Genomic DNA, 16914 nt, shown 5'->3' on the forward strand with positions numbered 1-16914 from the left:
AAGCGGGAGGCTATCCTTACCTGCGGTTTTACGCGAACCGGTAATATGACAAACGTACTATTTGGGTACTAATCTTGATGATTATGTCTGCTCTCAGTCCTCTCAACTGGCCAGTTCTGCGCCAGTTGCGCGCTGGTGACGCGTTTGGCCGGGATGAAAACACCCGCTCCCGCAAATCCCGCACCCTCACTCCCCGCAACGCCCACGCGGACCGGGTCGTGCAATCCGTCTGTCCCTTCTGCGCCGTGGGCTGTGGCCAACGCGTATACGTCAAAGACGAGCGCGTCATCCAGATCGAGGGCGACCCAGATTCGCCGATCTCCCGCGGCCGCCTGTGTCCCAAGGGCTCAGCCTCCGAGCAGCTGGTCAACTCCGCGTCCCGGTGCACCGACGTGCTCTACCGCGCGCCGCACGCCACCGAATGGCAAAAGATTGACCTGGACACGGCCACCGACATGATCGCTGACCGCTTCGTGGAAGCCCGGCGCAAGGGCTGGCAGGACTTCGACGAATACGGCAATCGTGTCAACCGCACCATGGGCATCGCCGGACTGGGCGGAGCGACGCTGGACAATGAGGAAAACTACCTCATTAAGAAACTCTTTACCGCCGCAGGGGCAATTCAGCTGGAAAACCAGGCCCGCATATGACACTCTGCCACGGTTCCCAGTTTGGGATCCTCCTTTGGCCGTGGCGGCGCAACTCAGCCGCTGCAGGATATGGCGAATGCTGACCTCATTCTGATCCAAGGATCAAACATGGCAGAGGCCCACCCCGTGGGCTTCCAATGGGTCATCGAAGCAAAGCGTCGTGGTGCGAAGATTATCCATGTGGATCCGCGCTTTACCCGCACCTCCGCGGTGGCACACAAGCACATTGCTATCCGTGGTGGCACGGACGTGGTGCTGCTCGGCGCGTTGATTAAGTACGTCCTGGATAACGAGTACTACTTCCACGACTACGTCCTGGCCTATACCAACGCCTCAACGATCATTAATCGTGATTTTGAGGACACCGAAGACCTCGACGGAATCTTCTCCGGCTACGACCCGGAGACCGGAAAGTACGACTTTGAAACCTGGGGCTACGAGCCCGCCAAGGGCCTGGGCCCGGACGCCGCGCAGTGGAACGTCGAGCGCGATGAGACGCTGCAAGACCCCAACACGGTCTTCCAGATTCTCAAGCGCCACTACTCGCGCTACACCCCGGAAATGGTGGAAGAAATCTGCGGCATCCCGCCGGAGGACTTCCAATACCTGGCGGATTCCATCGTGGAAAACTCCGGGCGCGAACGCACCACGTGCATGGCCTACGCCCTGGGCTGGACCCAGCACACCCTGGGTGCGCAATTCATTCGCACCTCGGCCATTTTGCAGTTGCTCATGGGCAATATCGGACGCCCCGGCTCCGGCATCATGGCGCTGCGCGGGCACGCCTCCATTCAGGGCTCCACGGACATTCCCACGCTGTTTAACCTGCTGCCGGGATATCTGCCCATGCCCACCACCAAGGAGCCGACGTTTAAGGAATACCTGGCAAACGTCAACGCCCCGGACCAAAAGGGCTTCTGGCAGCTCGGCGACACCTATGCGGTGAGTCTGCTGAAGGCCTACTTCGGTGACGCCGCCACCGAAGCCAACGGCTTTGGGTATGACTTCTTACCCAAACTCACCGGCCCGCAGTCGACGTACCACACGCTGCAAAACATGCTCGCCGATAAGGTGGACGGCTACTTTGTGTTCGGCCAAAACCCGGCCGTGGCACAATCGCATGGCCGGCTGCAGCGCATGGCACTGTCACACCTGAAATGGATGGTCATCCGGGACTTCCAGCTCATTGAAACCGCGACGTTCTGGAAGGATTCCCCCGAAATCAAGCGCGGGGACATGGCCACCGAGGACATTGCCACCGAGGTGTTCTATCTGCCCGCGGCCAACCACGTGGAAAAATCCGGCACGTTCACCCAGACGCAGCGCATGCTCCAGTGGCGCTTCCAGGCGGTCGAACCGCCAGGAGACGCGGAAAGCGAGTTGGACTTCTTCCACCGCCTGGGCTGCAAGATCCGGGAGCGGCTGGCCGGGTCCACGGACCCGCGCGACCGCGCGCTACTGAACATGACGTGGGACTATCCCGTGGATGACCGCGGCGAGGTCATCGCCGAAAACGTGCTCAAGGAGATCAACGGCTACTACCTCACCGGCGAGCACGCCGGGGAGCTGCTGCCCAACTACCTGGCTATGAAGGCGGACGGGTCTACCTCCGGCGGCTGCTGGATCTACTCCGGCGTCTTCGCTGACGGCATCAACCGCTCCATGCTCAAGCGACCTCGCTCGGCCGACGAGTGGGGCTGGGTGTGGCCGCTCAACCGCAAGATGCTGTACAACCGTGCCTCGGCGGACCCGGAGGGCAAGCCGTGGTCGGAGCGCAAGAAGTACATCTGGTGGGACGAGGAGCAGCGCCGGTGGGTCGGCGATGACGTCCCGGACTTCCCGGCGACCACGCCCCCGGACTTTGTTCCGGAGCCGGACGCCGTGGGCCCGGCCGCGCTGGCCGGCTCGGACGCCTTTGTCATGCAGCCCGACGGCAAGGGCTGGCTCTTCGCACCCACGGGCATGGTGGACGGGCCGATGCCCACCCACTATGAGCCGCAGGAATCTCCCATGCCCAACCTGCTCTATGACCAGCAGCAATCGCCGACGCGGTTGACGTTCCCGCATGAGGACAACCTCTCGGCGCCGACTGCCGGCGAGCCGGGCGCGGAAGTCTACCCGTTCGCGTTTTCTACCTACAGGTTGACGGAGCACTACACCTCCGGGGCGATGAGCCGACGACTGCCGTTCCTGGCGGAGCTGCAGCCGGAGCTGTTCTGCGAAGTCTCGCCCACATTGGCGCGCCAGCGGGGCCTGGAAAACGGCGGCTGGGCAACAATCGTCTCGCCGCGTGCGGCCATTGAGGCCCGAGTGTTGGTCTCTGACCGCATCACCACCATGAAGGTGGGCGGACGCGAGTATGAGCAGATTGGTCTGCCGTACCACTTTGGGCAGTCCGATACCACCGCGGTGACCGGCGATAGCCCGAATGACCTGCTGGGCATCACCTTGGACCCCAACACCTCTATCCAGGCCTCCAAGGTGGGCGCCTGTGACATCCGTGCGGGCCGGCGCCCTCACGGCAAGGAGTTGGTGGATCTGGTGCGCGCCTACCAGGAGGCCGCGGGCCTGACCACGGCCACCGGCAACCGCCTGGTTACGGTGTCCAAGGAGGATTTGGAGGCCTCCGAGGAGGCGGGCGAGGGCGCCGGCCAGGGCCCGCAGCAGGATCAGTCTGAGGTGGGTCGTCCAGAGATGCCCACCACCCACGGCGCAACCGCCAAGAACGGAGATGCATAAGCGGTGACTAGCAGTTTCCTCACCGAATCCCCGCGACACGTGGGCTACACCACGCGCAAGGGGTTCTTTACGGACACCTCGATCTGCATTGGCTGCAAGGCCTGCGAGGTCGCCTGTAAGGAATGGAACCGCAACCCTGTGGAGGGCTATTCGCTCACCGGGCACTCCTATGACAACACGGGCGCGTTGGGTGCGGACACGTGGCGGCACGTCGCCTTCGTGGAGCAGACCAAGGAGCGCATCGAGCAGGCTCAGGAGTCGGGGCGCAAGCTCATCGGCCTGGGTATGCCCAGCATGCCCAGCATGCCCACTAAGCCAGGGGAGACCCCGGCAGACGAGGCTGCGAGCCGGCCTGCCGCCTCCACGGCCCCGCCCCAGACCCCGGATTTCCGGTGGCTGATGTCTTCGGACGTGTGCAAGCACTGCACCAACGCCGGTTGCCTGGACGTGTGCCCTACCGGTGCGCTCATGCGCTCGGAGTTTGGCACCGTGGTGGTTCAGGATGATGTGTGCAATGGGTGCGGTACGTGCGTGGCTGGCTGCCCCTTCGGGGTCATCGAGCGGCGCACCGACGGCGGCGTCAATGTGCGTGCTGAGCGCGGTGGCCATGACTTCACCCCGGGTGAGCAGGCGCCGATCAAGAACGTGGGCGTGGCCCAGAAGTGCACGCTGTGTTATGACCGCCTCAAGGACGGCCAGATGCCCGCGTGCGCGAAGGCCTGCCCCACGGAGTCCATCCAATACGGCGACCACGATGAGCTGCTGGAGCGCGCCCGCGCCCGCGTCGCCGAGCTGCACGCCCAGGGCTACCCGGAGGCACGCCTCTACGGCGCCAACCCGGAAGATGGTGTCGGCGGCACGGGGTCCATCTTCTTGCTTCTCGACGCCCCCGAGGTCTACGGCCTGCCGCCGGATCCACGGGTGCCCACCGCCGACCTGCCCGCCATGGCGCGCACCGCGCTGAAAGCCGCAGCCGGCATGGTGGGCGCGTGCGCGGCCGCATTCCTGATCGGAGGCCGCAAGTGACCAATCAGTTTGACTCCTACCGTCCGCCGCAGGGCCCGCGGAAGAAGGGCAAGCGCGCCGAGGGATCCTTCGAGGCCTCCATGGTGCCGCGCATGCAGTTCGACTCCTACTACGGCCGCCCCGTGGTCAAGGCCCCGCCGTGGGAGTCGCCCATCGGCGTCTACCTTTTCCTCGGCGGCGTGGCCGGGGGATCGTCCCTGTTGGCGCTGGGTGCACACGCTTCTCGACGCCGCCTCCTGCGGCGCAACGCGCGCCTCTCGGCGTTCACCGCGGCGTCGGTAGGCTCTGTCGCGCTCATCGTTGACCTCGGCCGGCCGGAGCGGCTGCTCAACATGTTCCGCGTGTTCAAGCTCTCCTCGCCGATGAACATGGGGTCCTGGATCCTCGGCGGCTTTGCCTCCCTCGCCGGCCTGGCGGCCCTGCCGGAGATCGATGATCTCACCGGCCAGCGCCTCCCGCTGCCCGGGTTCCTGCGCACCCTGCTGCACAAGGCCGCCGGCCCCGCCGGCGTGGGCTCCGCGCTGCTGGGCTCCCCGCTGGCCGTCTACACCGCCGTCCTGTTTGCCGATACCTCCAACCCCACCTGGAACGGCGCCAAAGACCACCTGCCCTACGTGTTCGTTTCCTCCGCCACCCTGGCCGCCTCCGGGCTGGCCCTGGTGACCACGCCGGTGACGGAGACCGGTCCCGTGCGCGCCCTTGCCGCCGCCGGCGCGGCCTGCGACCTTGCGGCCACCAAAATCATGGAAGACAACATGGACCCCACGGCTGCCGAGCCGCTGCACACCGGCACCCCCGGCAAGCTGCTCAAATGGTCCGAACGGATGGTCGCCCTCGGCGGGGTAGGGGCCCTGCTGGCCCGGCACCGGGCCGTGGGCGTGGTCTCCGGGCTGGCGCTCATGGCCGGCTCGGCGCTGACCCGCTTCGGCGTGCTGCACGCCGGGCTCGAAGCCGCCAAGGACCCCCGCTACACCATAGAGCCGCAGCTGCGTCGGCTGGCCAAGCGCCAGCAGGCGGGCACCACCGGCGATTCGATCACCACCGCCGGCTAGACCACGGTGATGGTTGGCTCCCCGTCGGCCACGGTGGTCTGACCGATGACCGGGTAGCCTGGTACCTCGCCAATGACCAGCAGGCCACCAGAAGTCTGCGCATCGGCCAGCAGAATCAAGGACTCGAAGTCCAGGTCTGACTCCACATGGGGGCTTACCCAGTCGAAGTTCGAGCGCGAACCGCCCGGGATGAAGCCCTCGTGCACGGCGGTGACGGCGGCGTCGATAAGCGGAACCTTCGCGTGGTCGATGGTCGCGCTGACCTGCGAGGCGCGCAGCATCTTGTACAAGTGGCCCAGCAGGCCAAAGCCCGTCACATCCGTAGCGGCCTTCGCCCCCGCAGCGACCGCAGCGCGCGCCGCATCCCGATTCAGCGTGGTCATCGTGGCAATCGCCTCCGGGAAAACCTCCCCGGTCTTCTTGTGCCGATTGTTCAAAATGCCCACGCCGAGCGGCTTGGTCAGGGTGATCGGCAGGCCGGGGGCGGCGGCGTCGTTACGCATCAGCTTCGCCGGATCGACCAGGCCCGTCGCCGCCATCCCATAAAACGGCTCCGGCGCCTTAATGGAATGGCCGCCCGTCACCGCAATACCAGCATCCGACGCCACATCCATTCCCCCACGCAACACCTCACGCAGCACCGTCAACGGCAACACATCCTGCGGCCAACCCACAATATTGATCGTGGTCAGCGGCGTGCCGCCCATCGCGTAAATATCCGACAGCGCATTCGTGGCCGCAATGCGACCCCAGTCATACGGGTCATCGACCACGGGGGTGAAGAAGTCCGTCGTCGAAATGACGGCCAGGTCGCCGCTGCCACTGATGCCGTTGATGCGTACGGCCGCAGCATCGTCGCCATCATCCAGGCCGACGATGACATTCGGATCCTGCATGCCCACCAGATCCTTGACCGTGTCTTCCAACTGGCCCGGCGGGATTTTGCAGGCGCAGCCGCCGCCGGCGGCGAATTGAGTGAGGCGAAGGGGATCGTGCTGAGTGCTCATGCCTCCCGAGGCTACCCGGGTTGGCGACCGCGCCCCCGCCCCGTCGCGCCCGGTGCCCCCTGCACTGTCGCGCCCGGTGCCCCCTGCACTGTCGCCCCTGCACTGTCGTCCCCTGCACCGTGTGACTGGTGTGACTGGGTGAGTGCGTGTTTGGGGGTAAAAACGCGCGTTTTCGGGGGTGTTTTGTGCACTCTGTAAACCCCACCAGTCACACGGTGCAGGAAGTCCCTACGGAGAGGCGCTGCTCAGTGCCTGGACGGAGAAACCACCGCGGGCGCCTTGTTCGCAGCGGCGGTGCGGGGGCGTGCTCGGTGGTGGGGGCGGGACGTCGATAAGCGCGGGCGTACCGCGGCACGCGGAACTCCTCGTCGCCCCGGCTCCTCCTGCACCGTGTGACTGGTGTGACTGGGTGAGTACGTGTTCGGGGGTGAAAACGCGCCTTTTCGGGGGTGATTTGCGCACTCTGTAAACCCCACCAGTCACACGGTGCAGGAGAGGGGTGCAGGAAGCCCCAGGAGAGCCGCGCCCGGGAGGGCTCACCGGGGGAACCCACGCCCCGCGCCCCGCCCCGCGCTCCGCGCAGGCTTAGCGGCGGTCCCACCGCCAGTCGCGCTCCCAGTGCGCGTGGTCGTAGTTGGCGCGGATGTCTTCTTCGATGCGCGCCCACGCTTCTGGGCGGAACAGTGCGTTGGAGGTGACTTCGGTGATGCGCCATCCGGCGTTGCGCAGGGCGTTCATTCGTTGGGCGTCGCGTTCTCGGCCGTGGGCGGTGAAGTGGTGGTGGCTTTGGTATTCGGCGCCGACTTGGTGGTAGGCGTCGCCGAGGTCGATGTAGTAGATGCCGGTGGGGGTGGTGACGCGGACTTGGGGTGTCAGGGCGGTGAAGCCGGCGGCGTGGGCGCGTAGGCGTAGGAGTGTTTCGGGGCGGGATTCGGCACGCGGGTCGGCGAGTGTTAGTGCACGTCGTAGGTCGATGGGCCGGGTGGCGTTGATGCGGGGGTGGCGGCGCAGGAGGGCCAGGAGGGTGGGGTTTTGGCGGGTGAGGGTGTCGAGGACGGCGACGAGTTCGTTGTCCAAGGCGCGCAGGTGGGCGAGGCGTGCCGCACGATCGCGCGGGAGGTGCAGGCAGCCGGGCCATTGGTGGGGGATTTCGGCGAGGTCGCAGACTGCTTGGGCGGCGTCCATGGTGGTGGGGTTGCGGCGGATGAGCAGCCCGGCGCCGGGGATGAGGCGCCGTCGCGCGGGGGCGGGTAGGGCGGCGACGGGGGTCCACGTGGTGATTGGCAGGTGGTAGCCGGCGTGGTGGAGCCAGGCGAAGCCGCGTAGTTGCGCGGCAGGGTGGTGCAGGCGCAGCGTGGCGGTGGGATCGGGAAACGGAGGGGCTAGGTCCGTTGGCTCGAAGGTAGCGGTTTCGAGGGTTTCAGTCTTCATAGTCTTGTGGACTCCTCTCGGGCCTGCGGGGTTCCCTGCTAGTATTTTTGCCCGGAGGCGTACGTGTCCTGGTGGGCGCCCCGGTCTTCAAAACCGGTGAGGCCGAGTATCTCGGTCTGGCGGGTTCGATTCCCGTCCGTCTCCGCCAGTTTTCCTAAGTTTTCTATTTTTCTAGGTCAGGTGAGGGGCGCGAAGGTGTGTAGTGATCCGCGGCGAAGGATTCCTAGCACGGATTCGCTGTTGCCTTTGGGTGAGGGGTTGGGGGTGAGTCCTAGCGCGTTGCGGTCGGTGATTCATGAGGCGCAGGCTGCGGCGCGGGCGGGTCGGATTGCTCCGGAGGAGGTTGCGGCGCGGGTGCGCGCGCGGCTGGGGGAGGGGGCGTCGATAAGCAGGGTGCTCAACGCCACGGGTGTGGTGGTGCATACGAATCTGGGGCGCGCACCGTTGTCTCCTTCCGCACGTCAGGCGCTTATCGACGCCGCCGGCTACACCGATGTGGAGTTGGATCTGGCCTCCGGCACGCGCTCGTCGAATCGAGGTGCGGGGGCGCGCGAGGCGCTGCTGCAGGCGTGCCCGGCGGCTGAGGATGCGCTGGTGGTCAACAATGGTGCGGCGGCGTTGCTGCTGGCCACGGCCCTGGCGGGCGGTGAGGTGGTGATCTCGCGCGGGGAGCTCATTGAGATTGGGGCGGGGTTTCGGCTGCCGGAGCTGATCGAGTCGACTGGGGTGCGGCTGCGCGAGGTGGGGGCGACGAATCGTACGCACCCGCAGGATTATGTGGTCCCTGGTGCTTCGGCGATTCTGAAGGTACACCCTTCGAATTACGTGGTGCGTGGCTTTACCGCCTCCGTGGATGTGGAGCAGCTGCGTGAGATTGCTGATGCCCACGGCCAGCTGCTCATCGTGGATGTGGGCTCCGGGCTGCTGCGCCCGGACGCAGTGCTGCCGGAGGAGCCGGACATTGATTCGGCGCTGCGCGCCGGTGCCGACGTGGTTATTGCCAGCGGTGACAAGCTGCTTGGCGGGCCGCAAGCCGGACTGATGCTGGGCCGCGCGGAGGTGATTCGGCGGGCGAAGAAGCACCCGCTGGCCCGCGCGCTGCGGATGGATAAGCTGCGCCTGGCCGCGCTAGAGGCCACGGTGCGCGGCGGCAGCCTGGTGGCCGGCTACCTGCGTGCCGATACCCGCGCCCGAACCGAAGCCCTGGCCGCCCGGCTGGGCGCCCGCGTGGTGGAACACCAGGGGCGCGTGGGCGGCGGCGGTGCCCCGGAGGTTCCGCTGCCGGGTTGGGCGGTCGCGCTGGACCAGGGGCTGGCCACGCACTTGCGGGCCTTAGGCGTGCTCCCGCGGGTGCGCGATGGCGAGTGCCTGGTGGACCTGCGGTGCATCCCCGCGGAGGACGATGAGCGCCTGGCTGGGTTGATCGACAAGGCGCGCGAGGCGCAGGCTCGGCAGGCGCAGGCTCGGCAGGCGCGCCAGGCGCAACCAGGCCAGGCGCCAGCGAGAAAGGCCGAGGACTCATGCACGTCATAGCCACCGCCGGGCACGTCGACCACGGCAAGTCCGCGCTGGTCCGCGCCTTGACCGGCATGGAGCCGGACCGCTGGGAGGAGGAGCGCCGCCGCGGGCTGACCATTGACTTGGGCTTCGTGTGGGCGGGCGACCTTGCCTTCGTGGATGTTCCCGGCCACGAGCGCTTCTTGTCCAACACGTTGGCGGGCTTGGGACCGGCGAGCGTGGTGCTGTTCGTGGTGGCCGCCGATGAGGGTTGGCAGCGCCAGTCGGCGGATCACCGGGATGCGATCGCCGCGCTGGGGATTTCCCACGGGGTTATCGCCGTGACTAAGTCTGATCTGGCCCCGGATGCGGACTTGGACCCTATCCGTGAGGAGTTCGCGGGCACCGGGTTGGCCGATGCCCCCATCGTCCGGGTCAGCGCGAAGACCGGCGCGGGCATCGAGGAGCTGCGTGCGGCCCTGCGCGAGGTGGTGCCGCAGCCGCCGCGCCGCCCGTTGCGCTACTGGGTGGACCGCTGCTTTAGCGTCAAGGGCGCGGGAACGGTGGTCACCGGAACGCTGGAGTGCGCGCACGTGGCGGCGGGCGATCAGCTGGTGTGGCACGATGGTCACCGCCCCCACGCTGTTACGGTGCGCGGCATTCAGAGCGAAAACCAGCAGGTAGACAGTGCTGATCCGGTGGCCCGGGTGGCGCTGAACCTGCGTGGCGGCAGCCCACACCGCGGCCACGTGCTGGTGCGCCCGGATCAGTGGGTGTTTACCCGGTGCGTGGACGCCCGGGTGGTTTTCGGCAGCATTGATCAGGCACCAGAACACCTGGTGGTGCACGTGGGCACCGCGGAGATTCAGGCCCGGCTGCGCCCCCTTGGGAATCATGCGCGTCTGGTGTTGGAGTCTGCGGTGCCGCTGCGCCACGGCGACCGGTTGGTCCTGCGCGCCCCGGGCGGGGGGATCGTCGCCGGGGTGGAGGTGGCGGATGTGGAGCCCCCGGAGCTTGCCCGCCGGGGTGCGGCGGCGCGCCGGGGTGCGCAGTTGGCTGCAGGCCTGAGTGCCGATGGGGAGGTGGCCCGCCGCGGCGCGGTGCGCCATGCGGATTTCCTGCGCCTGGGGTTCGGCGCCCCGCACCATGCGCGCGATGAGGCCGGGTGGTGGATTGACCCGGGTACTTTCGATGGGTGGGTGGTCCGCGCCCAGCAGGCCGTCGCAGCTGCCGATCCGCTCAATCCCGCGGTTTCGCGCGGCTCGCTGCACGTCCCGGAGGAGCTTATCGACGCCCTCGTGGCCGCCGCCGGACTAGAAACTTCTGGTGGGCTCATCCGCAAGCCTGGGGCCAAGGTTGATCTCGGTGGGGCGGAGAAGGCGGTAGCCACCGTTGAGGGCTGGCTGGATGATGAGCCCTTTGCTGCCCCCGAGGCCGACGAGCTTGCCGAACTCAAGCTGGGCCCCCGCCAGCTGGCCGCCGCCGCCCAGGCAGGGCGCCTGCTGCGCCTTCCCGGCGAGGTGATCCTGCTTCCCGACGCCCCACGCCGCGCCGCCGCCATCCTGGCAAAGCTGGAGCAGCCATTTACGCTCAGCCAGGCGCGCAAGGCGCTAGATACCACCCGCCGCGTGGCGGTGCCCCTCCTGGAATACCTGGATGGGCAAGGCCTGACCCGGTGGGATGGCAACGTGCGCACGGTGCGCTAGGCGGTGACGTGCTCGGTGCCGGGATGCGCGGTCGCGCGCGGATCAGTCGCCTGGGCGATGAGGTGTTGGCAGCCCCAGTGCACCGTCAGCGCGCCGCACAGCCCCATGCCTAGTCCGAAGACCCCGGCGATGTGGAACAGGTCGGTGACCACGATGAACCAGACGCAGGATCCTATGACACACACCAGGCAAAACCACACGGTCGCTTGGAGTGCGCGGGCGAACTTCCTGGTGGACCAGGAGCTGGCAAAGAGGTAGGCCACGAACCAGAACAGCAGGGCGATGGCTATCCCGGCTCCGCAGATTCCGGTGGCAAAGGGGTAGCCGCTGCCTTCTGGGAGGTCTGGGCCACTGAATTCGTTGTAGAAGGAAATTGCGGCGACCAGCGTCATCCCCAGGATGAACAGTCCGGTGAGGACGGACACCGTGGCCTTGAGCATTTTCATCGGGTTTTAGCTCTTCAGCTGGGGGGTGACGCGCTGGCGGGCCCAGTGAATGGTGGCTGCGGCGATGACGGTGCACAGCAGGGCGAGCAGGATGCGGAAGTCAGCACCCCAGTGGGTGTGCAGCTGGAACCAGGCGGCCGCAACGACGCCGCAAGCCAGGGCGAACCATGCGGTGATGTCCACGGCGCGCAGCACCTTGTCGGTGGACCAGGTGGTGGCAAAGCTGTATGCCACGTAGAAGGCCAGCAGGGCAGCCGCCACTCCGGCACAGCCGAAGGCTACCTGGAAGGGCAGGCCGGCGCCGGGAATGCCGGTGACGTAGTCGACCTCCGCTCCGGCAGTCAGGACGGCAGCGACGGTGATGGCCAAGAGGAGCAGGCCCGCCGCTGCGGCGGTGATGGTGGGAAGGATTTTGGTGGTCATGGGTCAGTCTCCTTGTGTGGAAAGCTCGCGGGCGATGCTGCGGCAGATGGCCAGCAGCGTGACCGCTCCGGTGAGGGAAAAGGCGACGCCGAGGACGCCGACGATATTGAAAAGATCTGTACGGGCGATGAACCAGACGGTGGAGCCCGCCACGATGAGTAGGCAGGCCCACACCAGGATGCGCACGCCGGTGAGGAAGACGCGGGTGCGCCATCCGGCGACCAAAAGGAAGGCCACCAGGATAAAGAGCAACGCTGTGGCGATGCCCACGCCGATGATCCCCAGGTAGTACGGCAGGGAGGAGGCTTCCATCCCTAAGGGCTCGTCAAGCTGTGGGTCGAGGCCAGCACGCACGCCTTCTGCGGTGCACCACCCCGCCCAGAACACCAGCAAAGAAAACAAGAAAGAGGCGCCGGCGGCCAGCAGGTTGCGGTGCCGTGTCGCCGCGGAGGAATCGGGTGCTGGGGTAGGGCGTGGGGCTGGTGTCTGGGGCATGAGCTGCGACCTTCCAGGGTCTTCTGGCGTGTAACCCCAACCTAATGGCCTCCCGTGGCACAAGGCAATAGCTGTTATCGGATTGCAACCTGTATCGACGTGCCGACGACCCTAGGGGACGCGGTGGGTCCACTCGGGGGTGCCGAACTTGGTGTCCACGAGGTGTTGGGCGGCGTCGATATCCGCTTGGGGCAGCTCGGCCATGGTGGCGGGGTAACGGGAGGTAAAGGTGTCAAGCAGGGCGTCGATGACCTGCTCGCGCGGCACGCCCGTCTGGCGACGCAACGGGTCCACGCGCTTGGCGGCAGAGCGGATGCCCTTGTCTGCCAGCTTGACCTTGCCCACCCGCAGGACCTCCGACATCTTTTCGGCGTTGATGTCATAGCTCATGGTGGTGTGGTGGAGCACCGCGCCCTTGACCCGCTTTTGGGCGGCCCCGCCGATCTTGCCGCCGTCAGAGGTGATGTCATTGATGGGCACGTACCAGGCGTTGACGCCCAGGGAGCGCAGCCCAGCGATGACCCACTGGTCCAAGTATTCGTAGGATTCCACGTAGCTCAACCCCGCGACGGCGGATTCCGGGACGTAGAGGGAATAGGTGACGCAGTTGCCGCCCTCCATGAACATGGCCCCGCCGCCGGAGATGCGGCGCACCGGGGTGATCCCGTGGCGCTCCACGCCTTCTTGGTTCAACTCGTTGCGGTAGGACTGGTAGGAGCCGAAGACGACGGCGCGGTCGTGCCACTCCCAGAACCGCAGCATCGCCCCGCGCTGGGGTACCTGGCTTAACAGGTGTTCGTCGAGAGCCACGTTGAGCGGGGTGGGCAGGGGGCCGGGGCGGTAGACGGTCCATTCGAGGTCGGTTAAGTCCGTGGCGTCGAGGAGCGCGCGACGGGTGACCTGGGCGATGTCGCGGGTAGAAAAGCCGTGCAGGGCGGTGCCCTCGCAGCGGGTGAGGGCGGCGTCGAGAAGCTTTTCTAGGGTGTCGGTGTCCGCGGTGACGGGCGCGCCGACGAGCGCGGCGTTGAGGGCGTGGAAGGCTTCTTCGGGCTCTAAGAAGAAGTCTCCGGAGATGCTGGCGGCGGTGATGTGGGAGCCGTCGTCGGTGATGTCGGCGACGACGAGCTTGCCGCCGGGGACCTTTCGTTCAAAATGATGATCAGGCATACCTACGAAGGTAGCGCCCCGTGGGGGTGTCTGCTTTAGCGTCGTGTCATCGCTGCCTGGTGAGCGGGACCAAAGGGGCCGTGCGTTAGCGTGGAGGTTCGTCCGCGACTGTCCCCGACAGCCCTTCGTGTTCGACTAGAAAGCGCACATGTCCACCGAGCTGAGCCCGCACGCCCCTTTCCCATACCTCAAGCTCACGGGACTGTCCTTCGCGGCGTTCATCGCCATCATGACCGAGAACGTGCCCTCCGGTCTGCTGTTGGATATGGCCTTGAGCTTTGGCACCTCCACGGCGGTGGTTGGCCAATTCCTTACTGCTTACGCGTTTGGGTCCGTCGTCGCCGCCATTCCCGTGATGACGGTGACCCGGGCCATGCCCCGGCGTGCGCTCTTGGTCACCGCGGTGGGATTCCTCGCCGCCTTCAACGCCCTGACGGCCATGACCACCGTTGTTGGCGTGGGCTTTGTCTCCCGGTTCATCGCGGGCATGGCCGGCGGCGTGGTGTGGGGCCTGGTGGCCAACTATGCGCGCAGCCTGGTCACCCCGGACAAGGCCGGCCGCGCCCTGGCCTGGGTGAGCTTTGGCCAGCCCATCGCGCTGGCATTCGGTGTGCCGCTGGGCGCGTGGGCCAGCCAGTTTTTGGGCTGGAGGGGCGTGTTCGTGGCACTGTCTGCCATCGCCGCGGGGCTGGCCATCTGGATTGGAGTGACCGTCCCGCCCCGGCGCGGCATGACTGGTGGCGCGCCGGGGCTGAAACTGCTGGCCGGAGTGCTGCGGGTGCGCGGGGTACCAGCCGTGCTGGTGGCGTTGGCGGGGTGGATCTGCGCCCACAACATCGTCTATACCTACATCGCGCCAGTGACCCGGGACGCGGGAGCGCCGGTGAGCGTGGATGCGGTGCTGCTGGCCTTCGGCGTGGCGGCCTCGGTGGGGATCTTTGCCACCGCCGCGGTGGTGGACGCCCACCTGTATGCCACCGCCGTAGCCTGCGGGGCCGCATTGATCTGCGGTCTGGGGCTGATCTGCGTGGCGGCGGGCAGCCCGTGGGGGTTGATCGGCGGGGTGATCGTCTGGGGCGTGGGCTTCGGCGGGGCGCCCACGGTCATGCAGACGGCGCTGGCCGCGCGGGCGGGGGAGCAGGCCGATATGGCGCAGTCCTTCTTTGTCACGGTCTTTAACAGCGGGGTTGGTCTGGGAGGGGCTGTTGGTGGCGTGCTGTCGGGAGCCTACGGCTCTGGGAGCTTGCCGTGGGTGGCCGCGGGGTTATGCGTGGGCGTTGGGGTGCTGCTGTGGTGGCGCCCGGCGTATTTCTCGCCGGCCGGGGTCGTGCTCGGAGGCCAAGCGCAGCGGGGCTAGGCGCTGTGCACGGCTGACCGGGTGTTTGGGGCTCACGGCGCTTCGCCTGGGCCTAAGGTAGGCGCTATGAGTAAAAGAGACCGCGCCTCTTCCTTCCTGCGGGAGGTCAACCTGCCGCGCCGCATCCATCCTGCGTTGGTTCCCGGGGTCTCCGTCGATGACCTGCGCATTCACTTCCGGATTGATAGGCCCATTGTGGTGGGTGTGGGCGGGGTGATCATCGCGTTTGTGGTCTGGGGGGTGATGAGCCCGGATCAGGTGCTCGCGCTATCAACGTCCGTCCTGCACTGGGTGATGGTCAACCTAGGGTGGGTGTTTACCACGTTGGCAGTGGTGGCGGCGGTAGTGCTGGTGCTGCTGGCGGTATCGCGCTACGGGGCCATTCCGCTGGGTCGGGATGGGGAGAAGCCGGAGTACTCCACCTTGTCCTGGGCGGCCATGCTCTTTGCCGCCGGCATTGGCATTGGCATCATTTTCTTTGGCCCCTTCGAGCCGCTGACCTACTACCTTTCGCCGCGCCCGGGTGCCTACGAGCCGGAGACGCAGCGGGCGGTGCTGGGGGCGCTGTCCCAGTCGGCGCTGCATTGGGGGATTAATGCGTGGGCGATTTATGCGGTGGTGGGCCTGGCGGTGGGCTATGTGTCCTACCGGCGCGGCCGCGTGCCTTTGATGAGCTCTATTCTTACGCCGCTGTGGGGGACCCGCCCGGTGGCCTCACGGCTTATCGACGCCATGGCCATCGTCGCCACGCTCTTCGGTACTGCCGCCTCGCTGGGCATCGGTGCTCTCCAGATCTCCCACGGTGTGGAGGTGGTCACCGGCTGGTCGCCAGCAGGCAATGCGCTGGCCATCGGGATCATTGTGGTGCTGACGGTGGGCACCATCTTCTCGGCGGTATCCGGTGTGAACAAGGGCATCCAGTGGCTGTCCAACATCAACCTGGTGCTGGCCGTGGGGCTGGCGCTGTTCTTCTTTATTGTGGGCCCCACCGCCTTTCTGGCCAACATGATCCCGGCGGTCATCGTGGATTATGTGGGCTCCATGCCGCAGATGCTGGCGGCAAACATGGGGCAGGGCGAGGACATGCAGGAGTTCTTGTCCAGCTGGACCACGTTCTACTGGGCGTGGTGGGTGTCCTGGTCTCCCTTCGTAGGGGTGTTCGTGGCCAAGATTTCTCGCGGCCGGACTATCCGCCAGTTCATCTTTGGGGTGCTGTTTATCCCGTCGACGATCATCATTTTGGCGTTCAGCATCCTGGGTGGCACCACCATTTGGTTGCAGCGCTCCACCGGGGATATCGCGCCGGGCGGTAAGCTTCCCGCCCCGGAGCAGATCGTGTTCACCGTGCTGGATCACCTGCCGGGTGGCCACCTGGTGGCCCCGTTGCTCATCGTCATGCTGGCGGTGTTCTTTATCACCACGGCGGATTCTGCCTCCCTGGTCAATTCGCAGCTCTCCCAGCAGGGAAACCCCAAGCCGCGGCGGATGGTCACCGCGTTTTGGGCGGTGTGCATGGCAGGCATTGCGGTGGTGATTTTGTTGACCGGTTCATCCAACGCATTGCAGGGCTTGCAAAACCTCATCACCATCACCGCGCTGCCGTTTGCGGTGGTGCTGGTGGCCATGATGGTCGCGCTGTTTAAAGAGCTGCGCCATGATCCGCAGTCGATTCGCACCACCTTCCAACAACAGGCCATAGCCAAAGCGGTGGTGCGCGGGGTGCGCGAGCACGGTGACAACTTCACCCTGGCCATCGAGCCCACCCATGATGATGACTACGCCGTTGGCTCCCACTTTGATGCAGACAATGAGCAGGTCATGGACTGGTATGTGGCGCCTGCGGACCCACCGGATGAATCACATCCCGGTACGTAGCTGGTAGCTTTGAAAGCCACACGGGTACCCGGTGCAATTCCGG

12 protein-coding genes, 1 tRNA gene and 1 pseudogene are annotated in these 16914 nt (G+C 66.4%); 8 read left to right on the forward strand and 6 right to left on the reverse strand.

Features of this window, described 5'->3' with window-relative positions; all coding sequences use genetic code 11:
- Window positions 1–83 precede the first annotated feature (83 nt).
- The 3 genes and pseudogenes from fdnG to nrfD form a co-directional block, all read left to right on the forward strand.
- Window positions 84–3266 (forward strand): annotated as a pseudogene (gene fdnG, locus LH390_RS04040) (formate dehydrogenase-N subunit alpha); the annotation flags it as partial.
- 126 nt (window positions 3267–3392) lie between these two features.
- Entirely contained in the window at window positions 3393–4415 is a 1023-nt protein-coding gene (locus LH390_RS04045; RefSeq protein ID WP_227282513.1) for a 4Fe-4S dicluster domain-containing protein, read from the forward strand.
- Window positions 4412–5467: an NrfD/PsrC family molybdoenzyme membrane anchor subunit gene (gene nrfD, locus LH390_RS04050; RefSeq protein ID WP_227282512.1), complete on the forward strand. Its 1056-nt coding sequence runs from the start codon at window positions 4412–4414 to the stop codon at window positions 5465–5467. The genes LH390_RS04045 and nrfD overlap by 4 nt, the downstream gene beginning before the upstream one ends.
- Here the strand turns inward: nrfD and selD are convergent.
- The gene (gene selD, locus LH390_RS04055; protein WP_227282511.1) at window positions 5464–6474 is read right to left on the reverse strand and encodes a selenide, water dikinase SelD; all 1011 of its coding nucleotides are present in this window, start codon (window positions 6472–6474) and stop codon (window positions 5464–5466) included. The two genes, nrfD and selD, sit on opposite strands and share 4 nt — an antisense overlap.
- Before the next feature lie 585 nt (window positions 6475–7059).
- A complete protein-coding gene (locus tag LH390_RS04060; RefSeq protein ID WP_227282510.1) occupies window positions 7060–7905 on the reverse strand; it encodes a hypothetical protein in 846 nt (281 codons plus the stop codon).
- A gap of 53 nt (window positions 7906–7958) precedes the next feature.
- Here LH390_RS04060 and LH390_RS04065 point away from each other — a divergent pair.
- The 3 genes from LH390_RS04065 to LH390_RS04075 all read left to right on the forward strand — a co-directional run bounded on the left by LH390_RS04065 (window position 7959) and on the right by LH390_RS04075 (window position 11108).
- A tRNA-Sec gene (locus LH390_RS04065) sits at window positions 7959–8053 on the forward strand.
- Between the two features lie 110 nt (window positions 8054–8163).
- A complete protein-coding gene (selA, locus tag LH390_RS04070; RefSeq protein WP_274709681.1) occupies window positions 8164–9438 on the forward strand; it encodes an L-seryl-tRNA(Sec) selenium transferase in 1275 nt (424 codons plus the stop codon).
- Entirely contained in the window at window positions 9426–11108 is a 1683-nt protein-coding gene (locus LH390_RS04075) for a SelB domain-containing protein (protein WP_227282509.1), read from the forward strand. Before selA ends, LH390_RS04075 begins: the two co-directional genes overlap by 13 nt.
- Here the strand turns inward: LH390_RS04075 and LH390_RS04080 are convergent.
- The 4 genes from LH390_RS04080 to LH390_RS04095 form a co-directional block, all read right to left on the reverse strand.
- Window positions 11105–11554, reverse strand: a complete 450-nt coding sequence (locus tag LH390_RS04080; RefSeq protein WP_227282508.1) for a hypothetical protein — start codon at window positions 11552–11554, stop codon at window positions 11105–11107. The two genes, LH390_RS04075 and LH390_RS04080, sit on opposite strands and share 4 nt — an antisense overlap.
- 6 nt (window positions 11555–11560) lie before the next feature.
- On the reverse strand, window positions 11561–11977 hold the full coding sequence (locus LH390_RS04085; RefSeq protein ID WP_227282507.1) for a hypothetical protein: 417 nt from the start codon (window positions 11975–11977) through the stop codon (window positions 11561–11563).
- A 3-nt stretch (window positions 11978–11980) separates the two neighbouring features.
- Window positions 11981–12472 (reverse strand): hypothetical protein, encoded by a 492-nt coding sequence (locus tag LH390_RS04090; protein WP_227282506.1) that lies wholly within the window; start codon window positions 12470–12472, stop codon window positions 11981–11983.
- A 111-nt stretch (window positions 12473–12583) separates the two neighbouring features.
- Window positions 12584–13639: a lipoate--protein ligase family protein gene (locus LH390_RS04095; RefSeq protein ID WP_227282505.1), complete on the reverse strand. Its 1056-nt coding sequence runs from the start codon at window positions 13637–13639 to the stop codon at window positions 12584–12586.
- 148 nt (window positions 13640–13787) lie between these two features.
- On the opposite strand from LH390_RS04095, the gene LH390_RS04100 reads away from it, so the two are divergent.
- Together LH390_RS04100 and LH390_RS04105 are read left to right on the forward strand one after the other, a co-directional pair.
- Window positions 13788–14996: an MFS transporter gene (locus LH390_RS04100; RefSeq protein ID WP_227282504.1), complete on the forward strand. Its 1209-nt coding sequence runs from the start codon at window positions 13788–13790 to the stop codon at window positions 14994–14996.
- A 66-nt stretch (window positions 14997–15062) separates the two neighbouring features.
- On the forward strand, window positions 15063–16871 hold the full coding sequence (locus tag LH390_RS04105) for a BCCT family transporter (protein WP_227282503.1): 1809 nt from the start codon (window positions 15063–15065) through the stop codon (window positions 16869–16871).
- The last annotated feature ends 43 nt before the right edge of the window (window positions 16872–16914 follow it).

The organism is Corynebacterium uberis (assembly GCF_020616335.1).
In the GTDB taxonomy this organism is placed as follows: domain Bacteria; phylum Actinomycetota; class Actinomycetes; order Mycobacteriales; family Mycobacteriaceae; genus Corynebacterium; species Corynebacterium uberis.